This is a genomic window from Geodermatophilus bullaregiensis (genome assembly GCF_016907675.1).
GTDB lineage: Bacteria > Actinomycetota > Actinomycetes > Mycobacteriales > Geodermatophilaceae > Geodermatophilus > Geodermatophilus bullaregiensis.
Genome location: NZ_JAFBCJ010000001.1, coordinates 3921643 through 3945080 on the forward strand (window position 1 = coordinate 3921643; position 23438 = coordinate 3945080).

The 23438-nt window shown below is 74.5% G+C and carries 22 protein-coding genes; 13 read left to right on the plus strand and 9 right to left on the minus strand.

Annotated features, from left to right (window positions below; all coding sequences use genetic code 11):
* Positions 1-83 precede the first annotated feature (83 nt).
* The 3 genes from JOD57_RS18790 to JOD57_RS18800 are packed head-to-tail and all read right to left on the minus strand — an operon-like array spanning position 84 to position 1779.
* On the minus strand, positions 84-1166 hold the full coding sequence (locus tag JOD57_RS18790) for an FAD-dependent oxidoreductase (RefSeq protein ID WP_204693419.1): 1083 nt from the start codon (positions 1164-1166) through the stop codon (positions 84-86).
* A 39-nt stretch (positions 1167-1205) separates the two neighbouring features.
* Complete coding sequence (locus JOD57_RS18795; RefSeq protein WP_204693420.1) at positions 1206-1553, minus strand: hypothetical protein; 348 nt, start codon at positions 1551-1553, stop codon at positions 1206-1208.
* A 40-nt stretch (positions 1554-1593) separates the two neighbouring features.
* A complete protein-coding gene (locus JOD57_RS18800; RefSeq protein WP_204693421.1) occupies positions 1594-1779 on the minus strand; it encodes a hypothetical protein in 186 nt (61 codons plus the stop codon).
* Between the two features lie 203 nt (positions 1780-1982).
* On the opposite strand from JOD57_RS18800, the gene JOD57_RS18805 reads away from it, so the two are divergent.
* The 3 genes from JOD57_RS18805 (at position 1983) to JOD57_RS18815 (ending at position 6099) form a co-directional block, all read left to right on the plus strand.
* Entirely contained in the window at positions 1983-3131 is a 1149-nt protein-coding gene (locus tag JOD57_RS18805) for a zinc-dependent alcohol dehydrogenase (RefSeq protein ID WP_204693422.1), read from the plus strand.
* Positions 3132-3143: 12 nt separating this feature from the next.
* Positions 3144-3725, plus strand: coding sequence for a hypothetical protein (locus JOD57_RS18810; protein WP_204693423.1), 582 nt, complete (start codon positions 3144-3146; stop codon positions 3723-3725).
* Between the two features lie 103 nt (positions 3726-3828).
* Entirely contained in the window at positions 3829-6099 is a 2271-nt protein-coding gene (locus JOD57_RS18815; RefSeq protein ID WP_204693424.1) for a helix-turn-helix transcriptional regulator, read from the plus strand.
* Here JOD57_RS18815 and JOD57_RS18820 read toward each other — a convergent pair.
* Both JOD57_RS18820 and JOD57_RS27465 read right to left on the minus strand, forming a co-directional pair.
* A complete protein-coding gene (locus JOD57_RS18820) occupies positions 6049-7707 on the minus strand; it encodes a nitrilase-related carbon-nitrogen hydrolase (protein ID WP_204693425.1) in 1659 nt (552 codons plus the stop codon). The genes JOD57_RS18815 and JOD57_RS18820 overlap by 51 nt on opposite strands.
* Positions 7688-7939 (minus strand): DUF8691 family protein, encoded by a 252-nt coding sequence (locus JOD57_RS27465; protein WP_504739273.1) that lies wholly within the window; start codon positions 7937-7939, stop codon positions 7688-7690. Before JOD57_RS27465 ends, JOD57_RS18820 begins: the two co-directional genes overlap by 20 nt.
* 446 nt (positions 7940-8385) lie before the next feature.
* Here JOD57_RS27465 and JOD57_RS18825 point away from each other — a divergent pair, with 446 nt between their 5' ends.
* Entirely contained in the window at positions 8386-8640 is a 255-nt protein-coding gene (locus JOD57_RS18825; RefSeq protein ID WP_204693426.1) for a hypothetical protein, read from the plus strand.
* Positions 8641-8698: 58 nt separating this feature from the next.
* On the opposite strand, the gene JOD57_RS18830 is transcribed toward JOD57_RS18825, so the two are convergent.
* The 4 genes from JOD57_RS18830 to JOD57_RS18845 are packed head-to-tail and all read right to left on the minus strand — an operon-like array spanning position 8699 to position 12967.
* Positions 8699-9775 carry a M24 family metallopeptidase gene (locus JOD57_RS18830; protein ID WP_204693427.1) on the minus strand — a complete coding sequence of 359 codons (1077 nt, stop codon included), beginning with the start codon at positions 9773-9775 and terminating at the stop codon, positions 8699-8701.
* Between the two features lie 17 nt (positions 9776-9792).
* Positions 9793-10893, minus strand: a complete 1101-nt coding sequence (locus JOD57_RS18835) for a LacI family DNA-binding transcriptional regulator (RefSeq protein WP_307824784.1) — start codon at positions 10891-10893, stop codon at positions 9793-9795.
* Positions 10890-11810, minus strand: coding sequence for a DUF6807 domain-containing protein (locus JOD57_RS18840; RefSeq protein WP_204693428.1), 921 nt, complete (start codon positions 11808-11810; stop codon positions 10890-10892). The genes JOD57_RS18835 and JOD57_RS18840 overlap by 4 nt, the downstream gene beginning before the upstream one ends.
* A 2-nt stretch (positions 11811-11812) precedes the next feature.
* Positions 11813-12967 carry a Gfo/Idh/MocA family protein gene (locus JOD57_RS18845; protein ID WP_307824785.1) on the minus strand — a complete coding sequence of 385 codons (1155 nt, stop codon included), beginning with the start codon at positions 12965-12967 and terminating at the stop codon, positions 11813-11815.
* 547 nt (positions 12968-13514) lie between these two features.
* Between JOD57_RS18845 and JOD57_RS18850 the strand changes: the two genes are divergently transcribed.
* The 9 genes from JOD57_RS18850 to JOD57_RS18890 all read left to right on the plus strand — a co-directional run bounded on the left by JOD57_RS18850 (position 13515) and on the right by JOD57_RS18890 (position 23415).
* Positions 13515-14414 carry a carbohydrate ABC transporter permease gene (locus JOD57_RS18850; RefSeq protein WP_204693430.1) on the plus strand — a complete coding sequence of 300 codons (900 nt, stop codon included), beginning with the start codon at positions 13515-13517 and terminating at the stop codon, positions 14412-14414.
* Entirely contained in the window at positions 14404-15297 is an 894-nt protein-coding gene (locus JOD57_RS18855) for a carbohydrate ABC transporter permease (RefSeq protein ID WP_204693431.1), read from the plus strand. Before JOD57_RS18850 ends, JOD57_RS18855 begins: the two co-directional genes overlap by 11 nt.
* A 50-nt stretch (positions 15298-15347) precedes the next feature.
* Positions 15348-16685, plus strand: a complete 1338-nt coding sequence (locus tag JOD57_RS18860; RefSeq protein WP_204693432.1) for an ABC transporter substrate-binding protein — start codon at positions 15348-15350, stop codon at positions 16683-16685.
* An 82-nt stretch (positions 16686-16767) separates the two neighbouring features.
* Positions 16768-18180, plus strand: a complete 1413-nt coding sequence (locus tag JOD57_RS18865; protein ID WP_204693433.1) for a Gfo/Idh/MocA family oxidoreductase — start codon at positions 16768-16770, stop codon at positions 18178-18180.
* Complete coding sequence (locus tag JOD57_RS18870) at positions 18177-19346, plus strand: Gfo/Idh/MocA family protein (protein ID WP_204693434.1); 1170 nt, start codon at positions 18177-18179, stop codon at positions 19344-19346. The genes JOD57_RS18865 and JOD57_RS18870 overlap by 4 nt, the downstream gene beginning before the upstream one ends.
* On the plus strand, positions 19343-20509 hold the full coding sequence (locus JOD57_RS18875) for a dihydrodipicolinate synthase family protein (protein WP_204693435.1): 1167 nt from the start codon (positions 19343-19345) through the stop codon (positions 20507-20509). Before JOD57_RS18870 ends, JOD57_RS18875 begins: the two co-directional genes overlap by 4 nt.
* Positions 20506-21345: a sugar phosphate isomerase/epimerase family protein gene (locus tag JOD57_RS18880; protein ID WP_307824786.1), complete on the plus strand. Its 840-nt coding sequence runs from the start codon at positions 20506-20508 to the stop codon at positions 21343-21345. Before JOD57_RS18875 ends, JOD57_RS18880 begins: the two co-directional genes overlap by 4 nt.
* Entirely contained in the window at positions 21342-22226 is an 885-nt protein-coding gene (locus JOD57_RS18885; protein ID WP_204693436.1) for an NAD-dependent epimerase/dehydratase family protein, read from the plus strand. The genes JOD57_RS18880 and JOD57_RS18885 overlap by 4 nt, the downstream gene beginning before the upstream one ends.
* 73 nt (positions 22227-22299) lie before the next feature.
* A complete protein-coding gene (locus tag JOD57_RS18890; protein WP_204693437.1) occupies positions 22300-23415 on the plus strand; it encodes a mandelate racemase/muconate lactonizing enzyme family protein in 1116 nt (371 codons plus the stop codon).
* Positions 23416-23438 lie beyond the last annotated feature (23 nt).

Here is a 23438-nt window from a genome sequence, read left to right on the forward strand (position 1 = left end):
CCGGCCGGCTGCCGCCACATCCGGGCGGGCCCCTGATCCGCCCCTGAGCCGACCCCGACCCCGCGCTGGGGGAGGACCCCCGCTCAGGCGCTGCGGGCCAGCTCGGTGTCCTGGTCGAGCAGCCGGCGCAGCGTGCGGGCGGCGGTGCGGCCGGCCCGGTTGGCGCCGATCGTGCTGGCGCTCGGCCCGTAGCCGACCAGCTGCAGGCGCGGCTCGTCGACGGCGGAGGTGCCGTCGAGCCGGATGACGCCGTCCCGGGTGCGCAGCCGCAGCGGCGCGAGGTGGCCGACGGCGGCGCGGAAGCCGGTGGCCCACAGGATCACGTCGGCCCGCACGGTCCGGCCGTCGTCCCAGGCGACGCCGTCGGGGGTGATGCGGTCGAACACCGGCAGGCGGGTGAGGACGCCGTCGTCGAGGGCGCGACGCACCCACGGTGTGACGACCAGCCCGGTGGCACCGACGACGCTGCCGGGCGTGCGGCCGGCGCGCACGGCCTCGGCGACCCGGGCCACCGCCTCGCGGCCCTGCTCCTCGCCGAAGGGGCCCTCGCGCCAGACCGGCGGCCGGCGGGTGACCCACGTCGTCCGGGCGACGGCGGCGAGCTCGCCCAGCAGCTGCACCGCCGAGGCGCCCCCGCCGACGACCACGACCGACTGCCCGGTGAACTCCGCCGCGCCGCGGTAACCGACGGTGTGCAGCTGCCGGCCGCGGAAGGTCTCCTGGCCCGGGTAGCGCGGCACGAACGGGCGGGTCCAGGTGCCGGTGGCGTTGACCACGCCGCGGGCCCGCCACTCGCCCTGGGGCGCCGAGACGAGGAAGCGGCCGTCGCCGGTGCGGCGCACGGCGGTCACCCGCACCGGCCGCTGCACCGGCAGCTCGAAGCGCCGCTCGTACTCGGCGAAGTAGGCCGGCACCGCCTCGGCGGCGGGCAGGTCCTCCGACGCCGGGGTGAACGGCAGGCCGGGCAGCTCGTGCACCCGGTGCGTCGTGGCGATCGTCAGCGACGGCCAGCGGTGCTGCCAGGCTCCGCCCGGCGCGGCGTCGCCGTCGAGGACGACGAAGCCGCGGCCGGGCGGGAGGCCCAGCCGGGCCAGGTGGTACGCGGTGGACAGGCCGGCCTGGCCCGCACCGATCACCACGACGTCGACGTCCCGCGGAGTGCCCACGACCGCTGAACGCCGCCCGGCCCGCCGGGCTTCCGCGGGTCAGACCGGACGGGCGGGGGCGAGCCGGTCGAGGTCGGCGCCGGTCAGGGACACCGACGCCGGGTCGTACCCGAAGCGCACCACGACCGCCCCGGGCCGGGCCTCGACCAGCCACGCCGTCCGGACCTCGTCGCCGTCGGCCGGCCGGTACTCCCACCGCTCGGCGAGCACGGCCAGCCCCCGGGAGCGCAGGAGGGTCACCGCCTCGTCGCGGGTCGTGCAGGTCCGCAACGGCGTCCCGGGGACGGCGCACGCCACCCACCGGCCGTCGCGGGCGGCAGCCAGGTGGCCGACGAGCTCGCCGTCCTCCGGGCGGTGCACCGGCTCGAGCAGGAGGGGAGTGGTCACGTCCGCGACGCTACGGAGGCCGGCAACCCGTTTCCGCCGGTCAGCCGATGGCGATCACGAAGGTGAGGTAGATCAGCAGGAGCAGTGCCAGCAGCACCGAGCCGAGCCCCAGGGTCACCCAGCGGTGGATGGACGTGAGCAGCTCGGTCTGCCGGTCGAGGTGGCTCAGCTGCGCCTGGCGGAAGGCCTCGATGCGGTCCTGCTCGGTCAGCGGGCGCGGGTCCATCTCGGCGGCTCCCCGTGGTCGGTGCGACGGCAGGCCGACGGTATGGCCCCGGGGGCCGGATGGAGGGCAACGCCGCCGGTGCGCTCCCGAGTGGCCACGTCCCGCCGGGCGGGGGAAGGTACGGAACCGTCGCCGAGCAGTGCCGGCGGACCTGACGGACGCCTCCGGCCGCACGGCCGGAGTCCCCGAGGAGGGCGAGATCGATGCGCGCGATGGTGTACCGCGGCCCGTACAAGATCCGGGTCGAGGACAAGGACGTCCCGGCCGTCGAGCACCCGAACGACGCGATCGTCCGGGTGACGCTGGCCGCGATCTGCGGCTCCGACCTGCACCTCTACCACGGGCTCATGCCGGACACCCGGATCGGGCACACGTTCGGCCACGAGTTCATCGGCGTCGTCGAGCGGGTCGGCCCGTCGGTGCAGAACCTGCAGGTCGGCGACCGGGTGATGGTGCCGTTCAACGTCTTCTGCGGGTCCTGCTGGTTCTGCGCCCGCGGCCTGTACTCGAACTGCCACAACGTCAACCCCAACGCGACGGCGGTCGGCGGGATCTACGGCTACTCACACACCACCGGCGGCTACGACGGCGGCCAGTCGCAGTACGTCCGCGTCCCGTTCGCCGACGTCGGCCCGGCGAAGATCCCCGACTGGATGCACGACGAGGACGCCGTCGTCCTCACCGACGCCGCCGCCACCGGCTACTTCGGCGCCCAGCTCGGCGAGATCGCCGAGGGGGACACCGTCGTGGTGCTCGGCGCCGGGCCGGTCGGCCTGGTCGCGGCGCAGTCCTCGTGGCTGATGGGCGCCGGCCGGGTGATCGTCGTCGACCACCTGCAGGAGCGGCTGGAGAAGGCGCGGACCATGGCCCACGCCGAGACGCTGGACTACGACGAGTACGACGACATCGTGGTCGAGATGAAGAAGCAGACCGACCACCTGGGCGCCGACGTCGTCATCGAGGCGGTCGGCGCGGAGGCCGACGGCAACTTCCTGCAGCACGTGACCGGCACCAAGCTGAAACTGCAGGGCGGGTCGCCGGTCGCGCTCAACTGGGCCATCGACGGGGTGCGCAAGGGCGGCACCGTCTCGGTGGTCGGCGCCTACGGGCCGATCCCCAACGCGGTGAAGTTCGGCGACGCCCTGAACAAGGGCCTCACCCTGCGGATGAACCAGACGCCGGTGAAGCGGCAGTGGCCGCGGATGTTCGAGCACGTGCGCAACGGCCACCTGACCCCGCGCGAGGTGGTCACCCACCGCTTCCCGCTGGAGGACATCGCGGAGGCCTACCACGTGTTCTCCAGCAAGCTCGACGGCTGCATCAAGCCGCTGATCGTGCCCGACGCGGCCTGAGGGGGAGCGACGATGACCGAGTCCGACATCCCGAGCGCGTACGTCCGGGACAAGCGCACGCCCCCGCCGAGCCGGGAGGAGCTGCGCGCCCGCATCCCCGGCTGGGGTGTCGACCTCGACCCCGCCGACCGGCCGTCGCACCCGCGGCTGCAGTACCCGGCCGACACCGGCGCCCACTGGGACTTCCCGGAGCGGCAGCCGGGGAGTGAGGGCCGCGAGCGCTCGATCGAGCACGCCTTCGTCACCCCGGTGTTCGGCACCGCGCAGCCGCTCAGGGGCCTGTCCGGGGCCATCCGGCGGTCCGCCTACGCCCGGTTCAGCGAGGGCCGGCTGGCGCACTGGGTGCTGCTGGTGGTCGGCGACCGCGTCGACGCCTGGGAGCACCACCTGCGGTCCTTCGTCTCCGGCCGGCCCGACGTGCCGGCCACCGGGCTGAGGACGGAGCTCACCCGCGGCGGGCTGCGGTCGCGGCGCGGGCGCTCCGACGTCCGGCACCAGCTGCTCGACCCGGTGGTCGTCGCCGGGCCGTGGGTGGCCGGCGCCGGCGGGGTCGTGCTCGTCGTCCGGAGGGTGCTGCGCGCCGTCCGCGGCTGAGCCCGGGCGCACGGACCGCCGGCCGCGCGGGTGGTCGACGCGGACCCCCTCCCCGACGAGCCGTTCTGGGAGCATCGGGCGGCCGGGTCAGGAGGCCGTCGCCATGGGACCACCGAGCTCGCCCCTGCTGTCCGTGAAGCACGCGGCGCCCCCGCCCCGACCGGGGGCGGTGGCCCGGCAGCGACTGCACGAGCGGCTGCGCGAGGCGCGGAGCACGCGGCTGTGCGTCGTGGTGGCCCCGGCCGGGTGGGGCAAGACGACGCTGCTCGCCCAGTGGGCGACGCAGCCCGAGGAACGGCCCCGCACGGCCTGGGTGTCGCTGGACCGGTCGGACGACGAGCCGGTCCGGTTCTGGCGGTACGTGCTGACGTCGCTGTGCGCCCTCGACCCGGGAGTGGGCGGCGGGGCGCTGGCTGCGCTGTCCGCGCCCGGGGTCGACCCGGTGACCGTTCCCCTGCCCCTGCTGCTCAACGACCTGGCCGCGAGCACGGGCCGGCACGTCCTGGTCCTGGACGACGTCCACGTCCTGCACGACCGCCGGGTCTGGGAGGGACTGGAGTTCCTCCTCGCCTACCTGCCGCCGTCGCTGCGCCTGGTGATGGCCGGACGAGCCGACCCCGCACTGCCGCTGGGCAGGATGCGGGCGCGAGGGGAGCTCACCGAGGTCCGGCAGGAGGACCTGCGGTTCACGGCCGCCGAGTCGTCGGCCGTGGTCGCCGCGGTCGCCGGGATCCGGCTGCCGCCCGCGTCGGTGACCCGGCTGTGGCAGCGCACCGAGGGCTGGGCGGCCGGGCTGCAGCTCGCCGCGCTCTCCGTCCGGGGCTCCGACGAGCCCGAGGCGACGGTCGCCCGGCTGCGTGGCGACGACCGTCACGTCCTGGACTTCCTCGTGACGGAGGTCCTGGACCCCCTGGACCCGGTGTGGCGCGACCTGCTGGTGCGGACGTCGGTCCTCGAGCGCCTGTCCGGCCCCCTGTGCGACGCGGTCCTCGGGCGCACGGGGTCGGCCGGGATCCTGCAGGACCTCGAGGACGCGAACCTCTTCGTGGCCGCGCTGGACCCCGGTCGGCGTTGGTACCGGTGCCACGGCCTCCTGCGGGAGGTGCTGCGACGGGAGCTCGAGTCCACCGGTCCCGACGCCGCCTCGGCGCTGCTGGGTCGCGCCGCGGACTGGTACGCGCGGGAGGGCCGGATGGACGAGGCCGCCCGGCTCCTGATCGCCGCCGGGGACGTCGCCGGTGCGATGGACCTGCTCCGGTCGTCGCAGGCGTGGTTCTTCGAAACCGGTGCCGCAGCCGCCTACCTGCAGCTCGGTGAGGACGCGGCGTCGGCCGGAGGACCGGCCGACGCCGAGGTGTTCGTGATGCTGGCGTACGCCGCCGTCCTCAGCGGCCGGTTTGACCGGGTGCGCCACTGGTGTGACGCCGCCGAGCGCCTGGTCGACGACCGCACGCCGCCGATCGACGGGTGGCGCAGCGCCCGCGCGTGCCTGCTCACGATGCGGGCCGCCTACGGGCACGAGGAGCGCGAACCGGCGTCGGCCGCCGTCATCGAGGGACGCCGGGCCGTGCAGCTCGAGACCGACCCCGGGCGCCCCGGCTACGTGCTGGCGCGGGTCGCGCTGGCGGGCGCGCACACGCGCGCCGAGGAGCACGGGGCGGCGGTCGCCCTGCTCCAGGAGGCCTGGCGGTGCCCCTCCCGGGAGGCGCTGCCGACGCCCGCGCTGCTGCAGACCGCCGGCCTGCTGGCCCTGGACCTCGTGCACGTGGGTGCGCCGGAGGCGGCGCGGGAGGTCTGCGACGAGGTCGCGGAGGCCGCCGACGCCGTGGAGGCCGTGTGGGGTGCTGCCGCCGCCGCGTCGGTCACCTGGCTCAGACTGGCGGCGGGCCGCCTCGCTCACCGGGACGGGCAGGTGTCCGTCGCCCGGCTCCGCCTGCGCCGCGCGGTCGAGCTCGCCGAGGTCTGGGGGAGGAACGTCGAGCTGGTGACGGCGCTGAGCAGCCTGGCGGAGGCGGAGCTCGCCGCCGGCGACCGGGTCGCCGCCCGTGCGGCGGTGACCCGGGCCCGCGAGGTCGCGGACGCGGCGCCGATCCGACGGCTGGCCGCCGAGGAGCTGCAGGCCGTCGAGACCCGGCTCGGCCGAGGCGCCGTGCGGGCCGCACGGCGCCTCGGTGGCCTCCACGAGGACCTCACCGACCGGGAGCTCGCGGTGCTCCGGGCCATGACCGGCCCGGCCACCCAGCGCGAGATCGGCGCCGCGCTGTTCCTGTCCGTGAACACCGTGAAGGGCTACACCAAGAGCCTGTACCGCAAGCTCGGCACGTCATCGCGCCGGGAGGCCGTCGACCGGGGCAGGGCGCTCGGCCTGGTCTGAGCCGGTCCGTGCCGTTCCCGCGTCCCCGCCCGGACGACGGCGGGAGCGCCAGGCCGCCCCGGTCAGGGCGAGCAGGCCGAGCGCACTGGCGAAGGCGACGGTGTCCCCCATCCGGGCGTACCAGGTGTCGTTCCCCTGCGTCGGCACCGACACCACCAGGGTCTGGTCGGAGGCGAGGTCGTAGTCGGCCTTGTGGCCGAGGAGCCGTCCCTGCCCGTCGGTGGCCAACGAGATGCCCTGGCGGGTCGGGCGGACCAGGGCGACACCGTTCTCGACGGCCCGGAAGGGTGCCTGCTGGGCGTGCCACGCGGCGATGCCGCGCCAGTCGCTGGAGGGCACCAGCAGGATGTCGACCCCCGCCCTGCCCGCCTGCCGCACCAGGCCGGGGAAGAAGTCGTCCTGGCAGATGATCGTGGCCAGCCGGCCGTGGGGCGTGTCGACGGTCGGCACGACGCCGGGGCCGGGGTCGTGCCCGTCGCCGGGCACGGGCCGGGACTTCAGGTAGTCCCACACGACCGTGCCGTCCGGGTCCAGCAGGACGGCGTGGTTCTCGTTGACCGGCCCCCCGTCCGACCCGGTCCCGGAGGCGAGCTGCACGATCATCGAGACCTGCAGGTAGACCCCGTGGCGCCGGGCCACGTCGGCCGCGCGGGACACGACGGCGGCCTGGTCCTCCTCGAGCGTGCGAGCCGCGGCCTCCGACCAGGCGATGACCTCGGCCCCGGCGACGGCCTCCCGCTCCGAGCGCGCGAACAGCTCGTCGAGCACCGGGCGGAAGTACTCGTCCCGGACCGCCGCGCGCCCGGCGGCGTCGCCGGGCGGCACCGCCGGCGCGGAGTAGGCGAGCTCGGACAGCCGCCGGTCGGGAGCGAGGGCGGCGACGCGCACCGTCTCGGCAGCCGGTGCGGCGAACGCCAGCTGGGCTCCGCCGAAGAGCAGTGCCGCGGCCAGAACCGCGGCGAAGAGCACGGTCGGGGTCCTCCCGCCCGGCGCCGACCACCCGCGCTCCCAGAGCTGGTTGACCACCGGCGCCAGCCAGCTCACCAGGAAGGTCAGCCCCCAGATGCCCGTGACGGACACCAGCTGCACCAGCGGGAGGCCGGCGTACTGCGAGTAGGCCGCGCTCCCGGCGGTGCCGTAGGCGCTCACGAACGTGCTCAGGAACTCCACCGTGGTGACGGCCGCCGGGAAGACCAGCGTGCGGGACAGGCCGGTCAACCGCGGTGCCAGCAGGCGGTCGACCGCGAACGGCAGCGCACCGCCCAGGCCGAGGCCGGCGACGAAGACGTAGTACCCGATCCCGTCCTCGACCGGGAAGAACCCGCCCCGGAGGCCCACCAGCAGCGCGAGGGAGATCGCCACCACGAGGACGGGCAGGCCGACCACGGGCCGCCGGCTGCGCGTGAAGCGCATCAGGAAGACCGGCGCCACCCACGCCGTCAGGGGCACCAGCGTCTGCAGACCGGCGAACGGCAGCAGTGCCGCGCCCACGACCAGCCACAGCCAGGGCCACCGGGAGACCGGGTGGGGCGGGGGCACCCGGCGAGGCCGGCGCAGGTCCGCTTCACCGGTGCGCCTGGCGATCGGGTCACCGCTGATCGTGGCCATGTCGACTCCTCTCACTCCTGCTGGACACCACGGCGACCAGGACGACCGCGCCCCCCACGTCCCAGACCTGGGTCAGGAGCGCCCTCAGGGCCGCCTGGTCGGGGATGGAGCACTCGATGACCACGCCGGCCGGTGCCGCGCAGACACGGACGTCCTCGAACCGGTCCCGTACGGCACCGACGACCGCCGACGGCAGCGGGCCACTCAGGACCAGGCAGTACGTCGATCCCACGGTGGCCTCCTGCGGTCAGGACCACCGTGCCGCCGCCCTCCCGCGCGCACACCACCCGCGCGGCAGGACCACCCCGGGTGGGCGGGGCACCGGACCTCCGACCACCGCCGCGGCCGCCGACGAGGACCTGGGCCGGCAGGTGCTGGGCACACAGGACGGGTGGGCCGCCGCCGAGGGAGGGACCACGGGCGGCTCGGCGGCCGCGCCGGAACAGGTCCACCACGTCGACACGTGGGACGAGTTCCGCGCGGCGCTGGGCGGGACCCGGGCCCGCGGGGACGTGACCCCGCGCATCGTCTACGTCCACGGCGTGCTCGACGCCGACCGGCGGACCGCCGACGGCCGCGTCGACTGCGCCTCCTACGAGGTCCCCGGCGTCGACCTGCAGCAGTACGTCGACGCCTACGCCCCGGCGGTGTGGGGCACCGGGACCGAGCCCTCGGGGGGTGGACCCGGCGACCTTCGTCCGCGACCGGCGCGGTGCCGTGCTGACCGACGCCGGTCTGGACGAGTCGGGCACGCTGCTGGACGGCCGGTCGGCGGCGTCGCGGACCAGCCTGGTGGACGCCTACCACGCCGCGCACGACCCCGACATCCCGACGACGGTGAGCTGGTCGCCCACCTTCCACGAGCGGATCGACCCGACCCAGGCGGTCCCCGCCCTGGTCCGGGCCGGGGCGGGTGCCGGCGGGCTCTCCTGAGGACCGGTCGGGGTGCCGGTGCGCCGGCACCCCGACCCGGCGTCGCGGGGAGGGTGGCTCAGCGGACGAGGACGTCCGGCCGGGGGAGCCCCAGGTCGTCGGGCGTCGTGGGCCACACGCCGTCGGCGGTGAGCACCGCCGGCCCGTCGGGCTCGAGCAGGACCGTGTCCTCGGTCTTGGCTCCCGGAGCGGACGGGTTCCAGGCGAAGGCCTGCCACGGCACGACCGGCACCGCGCTGTCCGGTGTCGCGACCGGGTCGCGCCCGGCGTAGCCGGTCGGCCCGCCCTGGTGGTGCCGGGTCCACTCGTCGGGCGCGAAGCCGTGCTCGCCGTAGGCGCGGACGCCGTCGGCGAAGACCTCACCGAGGGTCCGTCCGGGCCGCGTGGCCGACAGGAAGGCCGTCTCGACCGCGCGGATCCGCGCCACGGCCTCGAGCCCGGCCGGGTCCAGCGGGACGAAGGACACCCACCGGGTCGCGTTGGCGATCAGCCCGTGCCGCCGGGCGCACACGACGAGCACCGCCCGCCGGCCCAGGGGACCGGTGGTCGGCAGTGCGTGCCGGAAGCCCAGCCGCTCCTCGCCGGCGACGAGGACGACGACCGGGTCGATCCCGCGGGCCATCAGCTCGGCTCCCACGCGGGCGCCGGCCTGCCGCTCGCTCGTCGCCGGCTGCAGCGTGAGCGCCGTCGCGGTCAGGGCCTCGGCGGTGTCCCGGCCCAGGGAGCGGTAGCGCGCCCGTTCCCCCGGCAGCAGCGACGCCCGGGCGGCCCGCAGGCCCTCGGCGGCCGCCGCCTCGTCCTCGTGCAGCACGCCCGGGGTGCCCGGGGCCAGGTCCGGGCCGAGCAACGGCGCCCACCAGTCGGTGACCCGCACGGCGACGTCGCCGGGCAGCTCCTCGGCCCTCAGCCGGTCCACCTCGTTGGCCGGGACGACGACGGTGTCGCCGTCCCGGTCGACGACGACCGCGACGACACCGCGCTCCGCGGAGAGCCGGACCGCGGGGCGGGCGCCGTCGAGGTACCAGGCCAGGGTGCCCACGCCGGTCAGGACGAGGCGCTCGTGCCCGGAGCTGCGCAGCAGGTCGAGCACCCGCTCGCGCTTGGCCTCGCGGTCCGGTGCCGGGACCCGTGACACGTGCTGCCCCCGCCGGCTCAGAGGGGACGGGTGCTGTCGCGCAGGACGACGTCGGCGTGCACCTTCACCGCACGGGGTGGGGACGCCGGGTCGGAGTCCAGCGCCAGCTGCGCGGCCCGGGCGCCCATCTCCTCCAGGGGCAGGCGCACCGTCGTCAACGTCGGGACCACGTCCCGCAACGTGGTGATGTCGTCGAAGCCGGCCAGGGAGACGTCGTCGGGGACCCGGATCCCGGACCGGCGCAGCGCGGCGAGGGCGCCGAGGGCCATGACGTCGTTCACCGCGAAGACGCAGGTGGCCCGCAGGCCCCCGGTCACGAGCTCGGCGGCCAGCCGCTCGCCGCCCTCCCGGGTGAACCTCCCGTGCAGCACCTGGACGGCGTCGGGGTCGCAGCCCGCGTCGGCGAGGCCCTCGAGGAAGCCGGTGACCCGGTCCCGCGAGCTGAGCACGTTGGTCGGCCCGGCCAGCACGGCGAACCTCTCGTGCCCGAGCCGGCACAGCTCGCGGGCGAGCTTGCGGGCCCCGGCGCGGTTCTGCGGGACGACGGCGTGCGTGCCGAGCCGGTTCTGGCTGATCACCGCCACCTGCCCGCCCGCGGCCCGGTACCCCTCCAGCTCCTTGACCAGCCGCTCGTTGTGCGCCCGGTCGGTGGTGCGGCTGCCGCAGAGGATGAGGCCGCGCGAGCGGTGCGAGCGCATGGTGGCGACGTACTCCAGCTCCCGGTCGAGGTCGCTGTGGGTGGAGGCGAGGAAGACGACGAGGTCGCGCTCCTCGACGTGCCGCATGACCCCGCTGGCGATGCTGGAGAAGTACGGGTCCAGGACGTCGTGGATGAGCAGCCCGACGACGTTGCTGGCCCCGCGGGCGACGGCCTGCGCCTGCGCGTTCGGCGTGTACTCCAGCTCGCGCGCGGCGGCGAGCACGCGGCCGCGGTACGGCTCACCGACCGAGCGGCTGCCGCTGAGGACGCGGGAGGCCGTGGCCAGCGAGACGCCCGCCCTGGCCGCCACCTCCGAGAGCAGCACCGGGCCGTTGCGGCGGGCTCCGGTGCCGTCCTCGCCGGGCTCCCGGCTGTGCCGGCGCCGTCGCCGGGCAGGGCTCTGGGGCTCGGTCGTCACGGTCTGCTCCCGTTCCCGGCTGCCGAAGCGGTGAGTCCGCGGTCGATGTCGTCGGGGCCGAGGACGCCGTCCGCGACCAGGGCCCGGAAGCTGCGGGTGAGCGAGTCCCCCGGTGGCAGGCCGACCGGCTGCTCCGGGGCCAGCTGCGCGCCGAGGCCCGGGTAGTCCGACACCCGCACGAACCAGGGGTCGCGGCGCGTGGCCGCGTCCCGCCCGGCCAGCACGACGGTGAAGGGGGAGGAGCCGCCGCAGCTGAGGGCCACCCACGGGCTCAAGGAGCCGTGGACGGCGTCCTCGCCCTCGGCGTCCGGGGTGGACACGCGGGGCGCACGGACCGCGGGCAGCCGCCAGAACAGGCCGCCGTAGCCGGCGCCGGCGCGGCCGTTGGTGGCCGGGCTGCCCAGGGTCAGCGGCACCCCGGTGGCGTTGCGCAGGGAGGTGCGGAGGTCCAGCAGCCACGCGCCGGGCAGGTCCGCGCGGGAGGCGCGCACCTCCCGCTCCTCGACGAGCAGGGAGCGCCCGTCGGGGCCCTCCCACGTCAGCGTCTCGCGGAAGCCGGAGTCCGTCCGCTCCTGCCAGTCGGTGTGCACCTGCCGCCCGTGGTCGGCCAGCCAGGTGTAGCCCTCGTCGCGGACGTAGGTCCGGCCGCCCCAGACGTTGGCGCCGCCGACGTCCTGCAGGGTCACCGAGATCCCGAGGTGCCAGCGGTGGTCCTCGGGCTGGGCGTCGGTGACGGGGGTGCCGGCCAGGGTCGTGACCGGGTGGAGGAAGGGGCGGGGGGCGAGCACGGCCGGCAGCCCGGCGCCGTCGCAGTAGGAGGCCACCACCACGTCGTCCACGGCCAGGGTCGCGATCGTCGCGCCGGGTGCGACGGCCTGCTCGGGGACGTGTCCCCGGTGCTGCTCCTTCAGGGCCACCGTCACCTCCCTCGCGCGGCGTACGCGGCGTCCGGGCGCCGGATCGTGCCCGGCCGCGCCCACGGCGCGCCCAGCTCGGAGAACACCTGCAGCGTCTCGGCCGCATCGTCCACCAGGTCGTCGATCCCCGGCACGGCCTGGCGTGCGGTCCGGCCGCCGCCCTCGGGGCGACGGTGCTCCGGGGGGATCCCGACGGGCTCCGGGGCGCAGCGGACGGCCTCGACGACCTCCATGAACGAGGACGTCGCGCGCGGGGGCACGAGCAGCCGGACGCGGGGGTCGCGGACGTGGGCGAGCAGGTTCTCGAGCAGGTCGGTGCTCGGGTGGACGGTCGTCTCGTCGACGTCGCCGGCCTGCAGCCGGACCGTCCCGGTCTTGTAGTCCAGCGTGATGCGCCCGGTGCTGCCGTGGACCACGAGCCGGGGCGTGCGGGGCCGTTCGGCGGCCAGCGTGGCCGCGATCGTGACGACCAGGCCGTCCGCGGTGCGCACCCGCAGGCAGGAGGTGTCGTCGGCCTCGATGGGGTTGGCGTGGTAGAGCTCCACCTCCACCGTGCGCAGCGACTCCGGGCCGGTCGCGCCGGCGACCGCGAGCGCCGTGGCGACGGCGTGCGCGAACGGGTTGGTGAGGGCGCCGTCGACGACCGGCACACCGTCGACCGTCCGCCGGCCGGCCCACGCGGCGCGCCCGTAGTAGCTGGCGTCCCGGATCCAGGCGCAGGCCCCGCCGATGCCGCGGACGTCGCCGATCGCCCCGTCCTCCAGCAGGGACCGCACCCGTCCGATGGCCTCGGACCCGAGGCTCTGGAAGCCGATCTGACAGGCCTTCCCGGAGGCGTCGATCCCCGCGACGAGCCGGTGGAACTCGGCCAGCGTCGGGGTGGGGGGCTTCTCCAGCAGCACGTGGCTGCCGGCGTCCACGGCCGCGAGCGTCAGGTCGGTGTGGGTGTGGATCGGCGTGCAGACGATCGTGACGTCGGGGGCGGTGTCCGCGACCAGGCCGGGGAGCGAAGCCGAGACGGGCACGTCGCCGGCGAGCTCCCGCAGCTCGCCCTCCAGGGGGCGCTGGTCGCAGACGCCGACCAGGCGCACGCCGCTCGTGGCGGCCAGCCGGCGCAGGTTCTCCAGGTGCCAGCGACCGTGGCCGTGGGCACCCACCAGCACGACTCGGCCGCTCGGTTCCGGCGTGTCCGACACAGATCCCCCTCGACCCGGTCCACGTGGTCCGGCCGCACCGCCGGGGCGGTCTCGACCACGGCGGAGCGTAACCGGAGAGCGTCCTTCTTAGAAAGGGCTTGCCGAGTATGGCGACGCCACGGGTCGGCCTCGAGCACCTGGGAGGCCGACCGGTCGGACGAAACCGCAGGCCAACCGGGTGCCGGACGGTGCGGCACGGCGACCGGCCGGCGAGCCTGCGGCGTGCCCGTTGACAGGACTCACCGTCGCCGCGTAGAAAGCGCTTGCCCACTGTGGTGCAGCGCACAGGCCGCACCGGGAGGTCGGGAGCCCGCGACGCATCGTTGACAGGACCCCGGTAGAAGGTTAGAAAGCGCTTACCGGGATGTGACCGCTCGCACACCCGCCGATCCGGACGCACCCCAGTCCGACGAGCTCCTCAGAGAGGTGAGAGCCCGTGTCGTCAACGCTCGACGTCTCGTCGCGCGAACACCCGCACGACGAGGCTCCACGGGAGGCCGGTCAGCCGGTGCCCCGCGCGAGACGCAAGAAGAAGGACCCGGGCCGTTTCGCGCCCTACCTGTTCCTGGCCCCCTGGTTCACCGGGCTGGCCCTGATCACCGCCGGTCCCATCCTGGCCTCGGCGTACCTGGCCTTCACCGACTACAGCCTCATCGGCTCACCGGAGTGGACGGGGCTGGAGAACTTCCAGCGGATGCTCGACGACCCGCGCTTCTACCAGTCGCTCAAGGTCACGTTCATCTACGTCGGTGTCTCGGTCCCGCTGCAGCTGGCCTTCGCGCTGTTCCTGGCGATGATCCTCGACCGGGGGTTGCGCGGCCTGGCGCTGTACCGGTCGATCTACTACCTGCCCTCTCTGATCGGCGGCAGCGTCGCGATCGCCATCCTCTGGCGGCAGATCTTCGGTGCGCAGGGCCTGCTCAACGGCGTCCTGCGCTTCCTGGGCGCGGAGGACCCGCCGGGCTGGGTCTCCGACCCCAGCTACGCGCTGGGCACGCTGATCATCCTCAACGTCTGGACGTTCGGCGCCCCGATGGTGATCTTCCTGGCCGGCCTGCGGCAGATCCCGGCGATGTACTACGAGGCGGCGTCGCTGGACGGGGCGGGGAAGGTGCGCCAGTTCCTCAAGGTCACCCTGCCGCTGCTCTCGCCGATCATCTTCTTCAACCTGGTCCTGCAGGTCATCCACGCGTTCCAGTCGTTCACGCAGGCGTTCATCGTCAGTGGCGGAACGGGTGGTCCCGCGGACTCGACGCTCTTCTACACGCTCTACCTCTACCAGCGCGGCTTCGGCAACTTCGACATGGGATACGCGTCGGCGCTCGCCTGGGTCCTCCTGCTCATCGTCGGTGGGTTGACCGCGGTCAACTTCATCGCAGCGAAGTACTGGGTGTTCTATGGCGACTGACCTGACCGTGGCCGAGCCGCTGGCCGCCACGGAGAAGCTCCCCTCCCGCCGCGAGAAGAAGCAGCGGCCCCGGTGGCTGGCGCACACCGTGCTGATCCTGGGCGCGATCGCCATGCTCTACCCGCTGCTCTGGATGGTCTCGAGTTCCTTCAAGTTCACCGAGGACATCTTCAGTCAGACCGGGCTGCTCCCGGAGCGCGTCACCGGGCAGAACTACCCCGAGGGCTGGACGGCGCTGCCCCGCGACTTCGGCCACTACATCCTGAACTCGACGGTGATCGTCGCCGGCTCCATCATCGGCAACCTGCTGGCCTGCTCGCTGGCCGCGTACGCGTTCGCCCGGCTGGAGTTCAGGTTCAAGAAGTTCTGGTTCGCGGTGATGCTCGGCACGATGATGCTGCCGATCCACGTGGTGATCGTCCCGCAGTACATCCTGTTCTCGCAGCTGGACTGGATCAACACCTACTGGCCGTTGATCGTGCCGAAACTGCTCGCCACGGACGGCTTCTTCGTCTTCCTGATGGTGCAGTTCATCCGGGGCATCCCGCGGGAACTGGACGAGGCCGCGCGCATCGACGGCTGCGGTCACTGGTCCATCTTCTGGCGGATCGTCATCCCGCTGTCGGTGCCGGCTCTCGCCACCACGGCGATCTTCACCTTCATCTGGACCTGGAACGACTTCTTCAGCCAGCTGATCTTCCTGACCGACCCCGACATGTACACCGTGCCGGTCGCCCTCCGGACGTTCGTCGACGCGACCAGCCAGACGCCGTGGGGTCCGGTCTTCGCCATGTCGATCGTCGCCCTGGCGCCGGTCTTCGGCTTCTTCCTCGCGGGCCAGCGCTACCTGGTGCGCGGCATCGCCACCACGGGGCTCAAGTGACCACCACCAACAAGGAGGTATGGAACGTGCGAACGATCCGGAGGAGCGGGGTGCGCCGCACGTGGCCCACCCGCCTGGGTGTGGCCGGCGGTGTCCTCGGACTCCTGCTGACCACCGCGTGCGGCGGCGGCGACGGCGGGGGCGGCGGGCAGGCCGCCGAGGAGGGGACCACCCGGGACGACGGGCCGGTCACCATGCGCATGTCCTGGTGGGGCAGCGACACGCGGCACGCGGCGACCCAGCAGCTGATCGACCTGTACCAGTCGCAGAACGAGGGCGTCACCATCGAGGGCGACTTCACCGGCTTCGCCGACTACTTCGACCGGCTCGCCACCAGCACCGCCGGCGGCGAGGCCCCCTGCGTCCAGCAGCAGGACACCCGCTACGTCCGGGAGTACGCCGACCGCAACGCCCTGCTCGACCTCACGCCGTACATCGAGGACGGCACCATCGACACCAGCAACCTCGACGAGGCGGTCGCCGACACGGGGAAGGTCGAGGACGCGACCTACGCGATCCCGACCGGGGTCAACGCGTTCTCCACCGTCATCGACCCGGCGGTCTACGCCCAGGCCGGCGTGCCGGTCCCCGACGACGCGTCGTGGACCTGGGAGGAGATGGTCGACACCGCCGCCCAGGTGACGCAGGCCACCGGTGGCCAGGCGTGGGGCATGCAGGCGATGGGCCTCAACGGCGGTGACACCAACTTCGAGATCTACGCCCGCGAGCACGGCGAGGCCCTGTTCGACGAGGACGGCCAGATCGGCTTCACCGCCGAGACGCTCGCCGACTGGTGGACCATCGAGAAGCAGGCGTCGGAGTCCGGTGCCGAGCCGCCGCCGTCCACCACGGTCGAGGTCTTCAACGGCGGCGTCGACCAGGCGCTGGTCGCCACCGCCCGGGGCGCCTCCGGCTTCTGGTGGACCAACGAGCTCCCGGCGCTGACCGCGGGGGCCGGCCGGGAGCTGCAGCTCATGCGGTTCCCCACCGAGGAGGGCGACGGCCAGACCGGCATGTACCTCAAGCCGGCCATGTTCTGGGCGATCAGCAGCGACTGCGAGAGCCCGCAGGAGGCCGCGCTGCTCGTCAACTGGCTGATCAACTCCGAGGAGGCGGTCAACATCGTCAAGGCCGACCGCGGGCTGCCGGTGAACACCGAGCTGCGTGACCAGATCGCCCCGCAGCTCGACCCGGCCGGCCAGGCCGCCGTGGCCTTCGTCGAGGAGATCACCCCGGACCTGCAGGACCCGCCGGCCCTGCCGCCGCAGGGTGCCGGTGAGGTGCAGGCGATCATGCAGCGCTACACCGAGCAGATCCTGTTCGACCAGGTCTCGGTGGAGGACGCCGCCGAGCAGTTCATGACCGAGGTCCAGTCGGCGATCGCCTGACCGCGGGCCAGGGGGCGGTGCGTCCGCCGGCCGCCCCCTGGCACTGCCTCCCCTGCCACCCGCCTTCCACGGAGAGGGAGACGTGACCTCCACCGACCCGTCCGCGCCCCGCCGCCGCTACGCGGTCGTCGGCACCGGCCACCGCGCGGAGATGTACACCGCGGCGCTGCTGGGCACCCACGCCGACGCCGGCGAGCTGGTCGCACTGTGCGACCCCAACCGGACCCGCATGGCGTACTACCAGCGCCAGCACGCCGAGGCGCACCCCGGCGCCGCGCCGCTGCCGGCCTACGCGCCCGAGGACCTCGACACGATGCTCGACCGGGAGCAGCCCGACGTCGTCGTCGTCGCCAGCGTCGACGCCACGCACGCCGAGTACGTCTCCCGGGCGATGCGCGCCGGCCGCGACGTCATCACGGAGAAGCCGCTCACCGTCGACGCCGAGGGCTGCCGCACCATCGTCGACGCCGTCGAGGAGACCGGCCGCGACCTCGTCGTCACCTTCAACTACCGCTACTCGCCCCGGAACGCGGCCGTCCGGCAGCTCATCGCCGACGGCGCGATCGGCGAGGTGACCTCCGTGCACTTCGAGTGGGTGCTCGACTCGGTGCACGGCGCGGACTACTTCCGCCGGTGGCACCGGGACAAGTCGCGGTCCGGCGGCCTGTTCGTGCACAAGGCCACCCACCACTTCGACCTGGTCAACTGGTGGGTCGGCGACGTCCCCGAGACCGTGTTCGCGCTCGGCGAGCTGCGCTTCTACGGCGAGCAGAACGCCAAGGCCCGCGGCCTGGGCGAGCGCCCGGCGCGCAGCCACGGCTCACCCGAGGTCGGACGCGACCCGTTCGCCCTGGACCTGGCCGGCAACGACCGGCTGCGGCAGCTGTACCTGGACGCCGAGGTCGAGGACGGCTACATCCGCGACCAGGACGTCTTCGCCCCCGGCATCACCATCGAGGACAACATGGCGCTGCTGCTGCGCTACGGCGGCGGCGCGATGCTCAGCTACTCGCTCAACGCCCACGGCCCGTGGGAGGGCTACCGCGTGAGCGTCAACGGCACCGAGGGCCGCCTCGAGCTGTCCGTCGTCGAGCGGGCGGCGGTGCTGGCCGCGGACGACGTCATCGGCGGCTTCGGCGTCGCGGTCGACCCGAGCGCCACGCCGGACGAGGTCACCCCGGCCACCGGCGCCCGGGTCGAGGGCACCGACCTGGTGCTCCAGCGCCGCTGGGAGCCCGCCCGCCGGATCGCCGTCCCCGAGGGCCCCGGCGCCCACGGCGGCGGCGACGCGCTCCTCCTCGACGACCTGTTCCGCCCCGGCTCCCGACCCGACCCGCTCGGTCAGGCGGCGGGCTGGCTCGACGGCGTCCGCAGCGTCCTCGTCGGCTCGGCCGCCAACCGCTCCCTGGCCACCGGCCGGATCGTCCACCTCGCCGACTTCGGCATCCCCCTGCGCCCCGCTCCCGCTCCCGCTCCCGCGGGGAGCGCCCGATGACCCCCCTGGAGGGCACCGTGTCCACCCCGCTCGGCATCATCATGAACGGCGTCACCGGGAGGATGGGCTACCGCCAGCACCTGGTGCGGTCGATCCTCGCCATCCGCGACTCCGGCGGCCTCGAGCTCGCCGACGGCCGCCGGGTCGTGCCCGAGCCGGTCCTGGTCGGCCGCAACGAGCGCAAGCTCGCCGAGATCGCGGCCCAGCACGGCATCGAGCGCTGGACGACCGACCTCGACGAGGCCCTGGCCGACGACTCGGCGCCGATCTACTTCGACGCGCAGGTCACCCAGGCGCGCGAGGCGGCGATCAAGGCGGCCATCGCGGCGGGCAAGCACGTCTACACGGAGAAGCCGACGTCGGAGTCGCTGGCCGGCGCCCTCGACCTGGCGAAGCTGGCCAGGGAGGCCGGTGTGAAGAACGGCGTCGTCCACGACAAGCTGTACCTGCCGGGTCTGGTGAAGCTCAAGCGGCTGATCGACGGCGGCTTCTTCGGCCGCATCCTGTCGGTGCGCGGCGAGTTCGGCTACTGGGTCTTCGAGGGCGACTGGCAGCCCGCCCAGCGGCCCAGCTGGAACTACCGCAAGGAGGACGGCGGCGGGATCGTCGTCGACATGTTCTGCCACTGGGCGTACGTGCTGGAGAACCTCTTCGGCCGCCCGCAGGCGGTGACCGCGAAGGCGGTCACACACGTCCCCACCCGGCGCGACGAGCGCGGGGAGGCCTACGAGGCCACCGCCGACGACGCGGCGTACGGCATCTTCGAGCTCCCGGACGGCGTCGTCGCGCAGATCAACTCGTCCTGGGCGGTGCGGGTGTACCGCGACGAGCTGGTGGAGTTCCAGGTCGACGGGACCGAGGGCAGTGCCGTGGCGGGGCTCCGGGAGTGCCGGATCCAGCACCGGGCCACCACCCCCATGCCGGTGTGGAACCCCGACCTGCCGGTGACCGAGCGGTTCCGCGACCAGTGGCAGGTCGTCCCGGACAACGCCGACCTCGACAACGGGTTCCGCATCCAGTGGGAGCAGTTCCTCCGCCACGTCCTCGAGGACGCCCCGCACCCCTACGACTTCCTCGCCGGCGCCCGCGGGGTGCAGCTCGCCGAGCTGGGCCTGCAGTCCTCGGCCGAGGGCCGGCGCCTGGAGATCCCGGAGCTGACCGCGTGAGCGCGCCGGTCGTCCACCTGCCACGACCCGACGGGACGCTCGCCGAGCACCGGCTCGGCCAGCCGGGCGCCTTCACCCGCCCGGACGGCCCGCTGACCAGCCGCACCGCCTACGCCGCGGCGCACGTGGTCGCCGACCCGTTCGGCGACAACACCCCCGGCGGCGCGGTGGACGTCGACTGGGAGGCCACCATGGCCTTCCGCCGCCACCTGTGGTCCTACGGGCTCGGCGTGGCCGACGCGATGGACACCGCGCAGCGCGGCATGGGGATGCCGTGGAGCACCACGGCGGAGCTCGTCCGCCGCTCGGCCGCCGAGGCGGCCGCCTGCGGCGGGCTGCTGGCCTGCGGTGCGGGCACCGACCAGGCGCCGGCCGACCTGGCCGGCATCGACGAGGTGCTGGCCGCCTACACCGAGCAGATCGAGGTCATCGAGGGCGCCGGCGCGAACGTGATCATCATGGCCAGCCGCCAGCTGGCCCGGGTGGCGCGCAGCGCCGACGACTACGCCAAGGTCTACGGCCGGCTGCTCGAGCAGGTCTCGCGCCCGGTGGTCCTGCACTGGCTGGGCCCCATGTTCGACCCCGCGCTGGCCGGCTACTGGGGCTCGGCGCAGCTGGCCGAGGCCACCGACACGGTGCTCGCGGTGATCGCCGACCACAGCGACAAGGTCGACGGCATCAAGGTGTCGATGCTCGACGAGGAGCACGAGGTCGACATGCGCCGCCGGCTGCCGGCGGGCGTCCGGCTCTACACCGGGGACGACTTCAACTACCCGGCGCTCGTCCGCGGGGACGGCGAGTCGTACTCGCACGCGCTGCTGGGCATCTTCGACGCGATCGCGCCGGCGGCCTCCACGGCGCTGCAGGCCCTCGACCGCGGCGACCTCGCCACCTACGACCGGTTGCTCGAGCCGACGGTGGCGCTGTCCCGGCACCTGTTCGGCACGCCCACCTACTACTACAAGACGGGGATCGTCTTCCTCGCCTGGCTGGCCGGCCACCAGCGCGGCTCCCGGATGGTGGGCGGCCTGGAGAGTGCCCGCGGCCCGCTGCACCTGGCGGAGGTCTTCCGCCTCGCCGACGCCGCGGGCCTCCTGCCCGACCCGGAGCTCGCGGCGACGCGGATGCGCACCTACCTGCAGACCGTGGGGGTGGACCGGTGAGCGTCGACCCGCGGCTGGACCGGCTGTCGATCAACCACAAGACCGTCGAGGGCTGGGCGCTGCCGGACTTCGTCGACGGCGTCGCCGCGGCCGGCCTGCAGGCGATCGGCACCTGGCGCGAGCCGGTCGCCGAGTACGGCCTGGACCGCACGGCGAAGCTGGTCCGCGACGCCGGGCTGCGGGTCTCCTCGCACTGCCGGGGCGGCTTCCTCACCGCCGTGGAGCCGGAGGCGCGGGCCGCGGCGGTCGGGGACAACCGGCGGGCGATCGACGAGGCCGCCACCCTGGGCGCCGAGAGCCTGGTGATGGTGGTCGGTGGGCTCCCGGCCGGGTCGCGGGACCTGGCCGGCGCCCGGGAGCGGGTGGCCGACGCGCTGGCCGAGCTCGCGCCCCACGCCGGGGAGCGCGGGGTGCGGCTGTCCCTGGAGGCGCTGCACCCGATGTACTGCGCCGACCGCGCGGTCCTCTCCACGCTGGCCCAGGCGCTCGACCTCGCCGCGCCGTTCCCGGTGGAGCAGGTGGGCGTGGTCGTCGACACCTTCCACGTCTGGTGGGACCCGGAGGTCTGGCGGTCGATCGAGCGGGCGGGGGAGCGGATCGCCTCCTTCCAGGTCTGCGACTTCCTCGTGCCGATCCCGGCCGACGTGCTCATGGCCCGCGGCTACATGGGTGACGGCGTCATCGACTTCCCGCCGTTCGTGGCGGCGGTCGAGGCCGCCGGCTGGACCGGCGACGTCGAGGTGGAGATCTTCAACACCGACGTCTGGGCGCAGCCCAAGGCCCAGGTCGTGGAGACGGTGAAGCAGCGCTACCTCGACGTGGTGGTGCCGGGATGAGGGTCCTGGTCACCGGCGGCGCCGGCCGCCTGGGCCGCAGCGTCGTCGACGGGCTCGCCGACGCCGGGCACGAGGTCGTCTCGGTGGACGTCGTGGCCGTGCCGCCGGGCAGGGCGGCGGCGACGTTCCCCGCCGACCTCACCGACCTCGGCCAGGCCTACGGCGTGGTGGCGCGGTACCGCCCCGAGGCCGTCGTCCACCTGGCCGCGATCGCCGTGCCGTTCAGCCGGCCCGAGTCGGTCATCCACGCCACGAACACCGCGCTGGCCTACAACGTGCTCACGTCCGCGGTCGACCTCGGCGTCGGCACGGTCGTGACCGCCAGCAGCCCCACGGTCATGGGCTACGGCAGCCCGGCGGGGTGGTCGCCGGCCTACCTGCCGCTGGACGAGGACCACCCGCCGCGGCCGTGGAACGCCTACGGCCTGTCCAAGCTGGCCGCCGAGCAGACCGTGCAGATGCTCGCCGCCCAGCACGGCGACCGGGTGCGGCTGGCCGCCTTCCGGCCGTGCTTCGTGATCGCGCCGGAGGAGTGGGACGGCGCGCCGACGCAGCAGGGCCACACCGTCCGGGAGCGCATCGCCGATCCCCGGCACGGCGCCGTCGCGCTGTTCAACTACGTCGACGCCCGGGACGCCGCGGACTTCCTCGACACCCTGCTGCGCCGGGCCGGGGAGATCCCCAACGGCGAGGTCTTCTTCGTCGGCGCCCAGGACGCGCTGGCCGAGGCGCCCCTGGCCGAGCTGCTGCCCCGGTACTCCGGCGTGGCGCCGGAGCTGGCCGCCGGGCTCACCGGGACGGCGCCGGCGTTCAGCACCGCCAAGGCGGAGAAGCTGCTCGGCTGGACGGCGTCGCGCAGCTGGCGGACGGAGCTGTCGTGAGCGAGCTCGCGAGCTCACGCACGGGCACGGCAGCACCGCGAACGCGGACGACGAGCGCCGGCGAGGAGGACGCGTGAGCGCGCTGACCGTGGGCACCCGGCCGCCCGTGGTCGAGCAGCTGACCAGCCGGCTGTTCCGGCTGCCGCTGTCGCGGCCGTGGGGCGAGGACGTCCCGGCGCTGCACCTGCTGGTCACCGAGCTGACCACCGACGACGGGCGCACCGGCACCGGGTTCAGCTGGACGCCGTCCATCGGCGCCCGCGCGGTGCAGGCGCTGGTCGAGCACGACGTGGCGCCGGTCGTCGTCGGCGGTCCGACGGACCCCGGCGTCGTCTGGGACCGGCTGTGGTGGCACCTGCACGAGGCGGGCGGCGGCGGGCTGACCACCATGGCGATCGCCGCGGTGGACATCGCGCTGTGGGACCTCGGGGCCAGGGCGGCCGGGCGCAGCCTGGTCGACCACCTGGGTCGCCGCCGGGAGTCGGTGCCCGCCTACGGCAGCGGGGTGAACCTGCACTACCCGCTCGACGAGCTGCGCGAGCAGGCCCGCCGCTGGGTCGCCCAGGGCTGCCGCGGGGTGAAGATCAAGGTGGGCCGGCCCGACCTCGCCGAGGACGTCGAGCGGGTCGCCGCCGTCCGCGAGGTGATCGGTCCGCACCGGCAGCTGATGGTCGACGCCAACCAGCGGTGGGACCTGCCGACCGCGCTGCGGGCGGTGCGCGCGCTGTCGCGGTTCGACCTGTACTGGGTCGAGGAGCCGCTGGTGGCCGACGACCTGCCCGCGCTCTCGCGGCTGCACGACGCCGGGTTCGGCGTGCCGATCGCGGTGGGGGAGAACGTCTACACCACCTACCAGTACCGCCACCTGCTCGCCTCCGGCGCCGCGGACGTCGTGCAGCCCAACGCGGTGCGGGTCGGCGGGATCACCCCGTTCCTCCGGATCGCGCAGCTCGCCCGCGCGGCCAGCGTGCCGGTGGCGCCGCACCTGCTGCCGGACCTCTCCGGGCAGCTGGCGCTGTGCCTGCCGGACACGACGATGGTCGAGGACGTCGAGGACGCCTCGTTCGCCGCGCTGGGTGCGCTGGCGCAGCCGAGCGGGGTCACGGTCGCCGGCGGCGTGCTGCGTGCGGAGACCGGTCCGGGCCACGGCCTGGTGTTCGCCACCGACCGGCTCGAGGAGATGGACTGATCCTGCTCGGGCATTGACCCTGG

Excerpts from the sequence above, each read along its gene's own strand:
- JOD57_RS18820 (WP_204693425.1), bottom strand. The coding sequence starts at position 7,707 with ATGGCCACGATCAGCGGTGACCCGATCGCCAGGCGCACCGGTGAAGCG.
- JOD57_RS18810 (WP_204693423.1), top strand. The coding sequence starts at position 3,144 with ATGACCGAGTCCGACATCCCGAGCGCGTACGTCCGGGACAAGCGCACG.
- JOD57_RS18800 (WP_204693421.1), bottom strand. The coding sequence starts at position 1,779 with ATGGACCCGCGCCCGCTGACCGAGCAGGACCGCATCGAGGCCTTCCGC.
- JOD57_RS18805 (WP_204693422.1), top strand. The coding sequence starts at position 1,983 with ATGCGCGCGATGGTGTACCGCGGCCCGTACAAGATCCGGGTCGAGGAC.
- JOD57_RS18815 (WP_204693424.1), top strand. The coding sequence starts at position 3,829 with ATGGGACCACCGAGCTCGCCCCTGCTGTCCGTGAAGCACGCGGCGCCC.
- JOD57_RS18870 (WP_204693434.1), top strand. The coding sequence starts at position 18,177 with ATGACCCCCCTGGAGGGCACCGTGTCCACCCCGCTCGGCATCATCATG.
- JOD57_RS18855 (WP_204693431.1), top strand. The coding sequence starts at position 14,404 with ATGGCGACTGACCTGACCGTGGCCGAGCCGCTGGCCGCCACGGAGAAG.
- JOD57_RS18885 (WP_204693436.1), top strand. The coding sequence starts at position 21,342 with ATGAGGGTCCTGGTCACCGGCGGCGCCGGCCGCCTGGGCCGCAGCGTC.